Origin of the sequence: Streptomyces sp. NPDC127084 (assembly GCF_042724175.1) — a bacterium.
Lineage (GTDB): Bacteria > Actinomycetota > Actinomycetes > Streptomycetales > Streptomycetaceae > Streptomyces.
This window is the reverse complement of record NZ_JBHXFA010000231.1, coordinates 4699-7907: the sequence shown is the minus strand read 5'-3', so window position 1 is coordinate 7907 and position 3209 is coordinate 4699. Positions and strand designations below refer to the sequence as shown.

The window sequence follows — 3209 nt, the reverse complement described above, 5'->3', positions numbered from 1 at the left end:
AAGTAGAAGACTATGACGTCCCCGGCCGGGCGGAACAGCTACGCCGTGCCGGACACCGCGCCCGCCTCGCGCGGCCGCACTCCGCCGTCGCCATTCCCCCCGGCGACGGCGGAGCCCGATATCCCCACCGTGATCAGCAGGGCGACGGCGAGCACGACGGCTTTCGTACGTCGGTTCACATCAGTTTCCTTTCCGTAGGCGATCCGGCGTTCCCCACCGTCCCGCGCGGCGCCGCGCCGGAGCATCGTCCGGGAGACGTGACCGGCTCCGCCCGCCCGGCGGAAGGACGGATACGCCCGGCGGAGGAGCCTCTGTGCAACGAATCGCCGTGGGACGGCTCATGTACGCAACGGATCGACACTCGGAAGGCAACGGTCCCGCCTTGTCCGGGCAGAGTGGCGGAACGTACCGTTTTGACGTCGTCCTGACAGCCGTCACGACACCACGCCACTCAGGTCCATCCGTCTCCGAAGGTCGTCCATGCCGCCGCTGCGCACCGCCCTGCTCCAGAGCTCCGGAACCCCCGGCGACATCGCGAAGAACCTCGAGATCCTCGACACCCACGCCGCGGACGCGGCAGCGGCCGGTGCCGGGCTGCTGGTCAGCCCCGAGATGTTCCTCACCGGCTACGCCATCGGCGACGGAATCCACCGCCTCGCGGAGACTGCCGACGGCACGTCCGCCCAAGCGGTCGCGGAGATCGCCCGCCGCCATGGGATCGCCGTCGTCTACGGCTACCCGGAGCGCGCCGGCGAGCAGGTCCACAACGCGGCGCAGCTGATCGGCCCCGACGGAACCCGCCTCGCGAACTACCGCAAGACCCACCTCTTCGGCAGCTTCGAGCAGGAGTGGTTCACACCCGGCGAGGAGCAGGTCGTCCAGGCCGAGCTCGGCGGCATCCGCGTCGGCCTGCTGATCTGCTACGACGTCGAGTTCCCCGAGAACGTACGCGCCCACGCGCTCGCCGGGACCGAGCTGCTCCTCGTGCCGACCGCGCTGATGAACCCCTTCCGGTTCGTCGCCGAGAAACTGCTCCCGGTCCGCGCCTTCGAAAGCCAGCTCTACATCGCGTACGCCAATCGCACCGGCCCCGAGGGCGAGTTCGACTTCGCCGGGCTGAGCTGCCTGGCCGGACCCGACGGAATCGCCCGGACCCGCGCCGGCCACGGCGACGAACTGGTGCTCGCCGACGCCGACCCGGACTTCCTCGCCGCCTCCCGGGCGGCCAACCCGTATCTGAGCGACCGCCGCCCCGGCCTGTACGGGTCGCTCACCCGCTGAGTCCTGCCGCCCCGCCCCCGCCACACCAGGAGCAACACCCCCATGACGTCCACGGTGCCCACTGCCGTCCCGCACTCCGAGGCCCAGCCGCCCATCACCATGTTCGGGCCGGACTTCCCCTACGCCTACGACGACTTCCTCGCCCACCCGGCGGGTCTCGGCCAGATACCGGCGACCGAGCACGGCACCGAGGTCGCCGTCATCGGCGGCGGGCTCTCCGGCGTCATCGCCGCGTACGAGCTGATGAAGATGGGCCTCAAGCCGGTCGTCTACGAGGCGGACCAGATCGGCGGGCGGCTGCGCACGGTCGGCTTCGACGGTGTCGCCGCCCAGGGCAGCGAGGAGCTCACCGCCGAGATGGGCGCCATGCGCTTCCCGCCCTCCTCCACCGCGCTCCAGCACTACATCGACCTGGTCGGCCTGAAGACCCAGCCGTTCCCCAACCCGCTGGCCGAGGCCACCCCGTCGACCGTGGTCGACCTCAAGGGCGAGTCCCACTACGCGGAGACCATCGACGACCTCCCGCAGGTCTACCGCGACGTCATGAACGCGTGGAACGCCTGCCTGGAGGAGGGCGCCGACTTCTCCGACATGAACCGCGCCATGCGCGAGCGCGATGTGCCGCGTATCCGCGAGATCTGGGCGAAGCTGGTCGAGAAGCTCGACAACCAGACGTTCTACGGCTTCCTCTGCGACTCCGAGGCCTTCAAGTCCTTCCGGCACCGTGAGATCTTCGGCCAGGTCGGCTTCGGCACCGGCGGCTGGGACACCGACTTCCCCAACTCCATCCTGGAGATCCTGCGGGTCGTCTACACCGAGGCTGACGACCACCACCGCGGTATCGTCGGCGGCTCCCAGCAGCTGCCGCTGCGCCTGTGGGAGCGCGAGCCGCGGAAGATCACCCACTGGCCGCTGGGCACCTCGCTGAAGTCGTTGCACGAGGGCGAGCCGCGCCCCGCCGTGACCCGGCTGCACCGTGTCACGGGCAACCGGATCGTGGTCACCGACTCCTCGGGCGACATCCGCAGCTACCAGGCGGCGATCTTCACCGCGCAGTCCTGGATGCTGCTGTCCAAGATCGACTGCGATGACTCGCTGTTCCCCATCGACCACTGGACGGCGATGGAGCGGACCCACTACATGGAGTCCTCCAAGCTGTTCGTCCCGGTCGACCGGCCGTTCTGGCTGGACAAGGACGAGGACACCGGCCGCGACGTCATGTCGATGACGCTCACCGACCGGATGACCCGAGGCACCTACCTCCTGGACAACGGCCCGGACAAGCCGGCCGTGATCTGCCTCTCGTACACGTGGTGCGACGACAGCCTCAAGTGGCTGCCGCTGTCCGCGAACGAGCGCATGGAGGTCATGCTCAAGTCGCTCGGTGAGATCTACCCGAAGGTCGACATCCGCAAGCACGTCATCGGCAACCCGGTGACCGTGTCCTGGGAGAACGAGCCCTACTTCATGGGCGCGTTCAAGGCCAACCTGCCGGGCCACTACCGCTACCAGCGGCGCCTGTTCACCCACTTCATGCAGGACCGGCTGCCCGCCGACAAGCGCGGCATCTTCCTCGCGGGCGACGACATCTCGTGGACGGCCGGCTGGGCCGAGGGCGCGGTGCAGACGGCGCTGAACGCGGTGTGGGGCGTGATGCACCACTTCGGCGGCGCCACCGATGCCACCAACCCGGGCCCCGGCGATGTCTTCGACGAGATCGCTCCGGTGGAACTGCCGGAGGACTGAACCTTCGACTCCCCGGGGCCGTGCCCCCTACGGATGTACCCCCGCCGCCGACCGTGACCCGGCCGGCCCCGGGAGGTCCCCTGAGCCGGGGGGCCCCCCCGCCCCCCCTCCCCCGGCGCGACGCGTTGGGCCACCCCCAGAGCGAGCGCCGCGCGACCCACCACACGCTGCCACACGCACGG

Annotated in this window: 3 protein-coding genes; 2 read left to right on the top strand and 1 reads right to left on the bottom strand. The window is 69.9% G+C overall.

Going from position 1 to position 3209, the window contains the following annotated elements; genetic code table 11:
- Positions 1-38 precede the first annotated feature (38 nt).
- The gene (locus ACFWI9_RS31645) at positions 39-179 is read right to left on the bottom strand and encodes a hypothetical protein (RefSeq protein ID WP_387167945.1); all 141 of its coding nucleotides are present in this window, start codon (positions 177-179) and stop codon (positions 39-41) included.
- Positions 180-480: 301 nt separating this feature from the next.
- Here ACFWI9_RS31645 and ACFWI9_RS31640 point away from each other — a divergent pair, with 301 nt between their 5' ends.
- Both ACFWI9_RS31640 and ACFWI9_RS31635 read left to right on the top strand, forming a co-directional pair.
- Entirely contained in the window at positions 481-1281 is an 801-nt protein-coding gene (locus ACFWI9_RS31640) for a carbon-nitrogen hydrolase family protein (RefSeq protein ID WP_387167942.1), read from the top strand.
- A 42-nt stretch (positions 1282-1323) separates the two neighbouring features.
- On the top strand, positions 1324-3027 hold the full coding sequence (locus ACFWI9_RS31635; protein WP_387167940.1) for a flavin monoamine oxidase family protein: 1704 nt from the start codon (positions 1324-1326) through the stop codon (positions 3025-3027).
- The last annotated feature ends 182 nt before the right edge of the window (positions 3028-3209 follow it).

Excerpts from the sequence above, each read along its gene's own strand:
- ACFWI9_RS31640 (WP_387167942.1), top strand. The coding sequence starts at position 481 with ATGCCGCCGCTGCGCACCGCCCTGCTCCAGAGCTCCGGAACCCCCGGC.
- ACFWI9_RS31635 (WP_387167940.1), top strand. The coding sequence starts at position 1,324 with ATGACGTCCACGGTGCCCACTGCCGTCCCGCACTCCGAGGCCCAGCCG.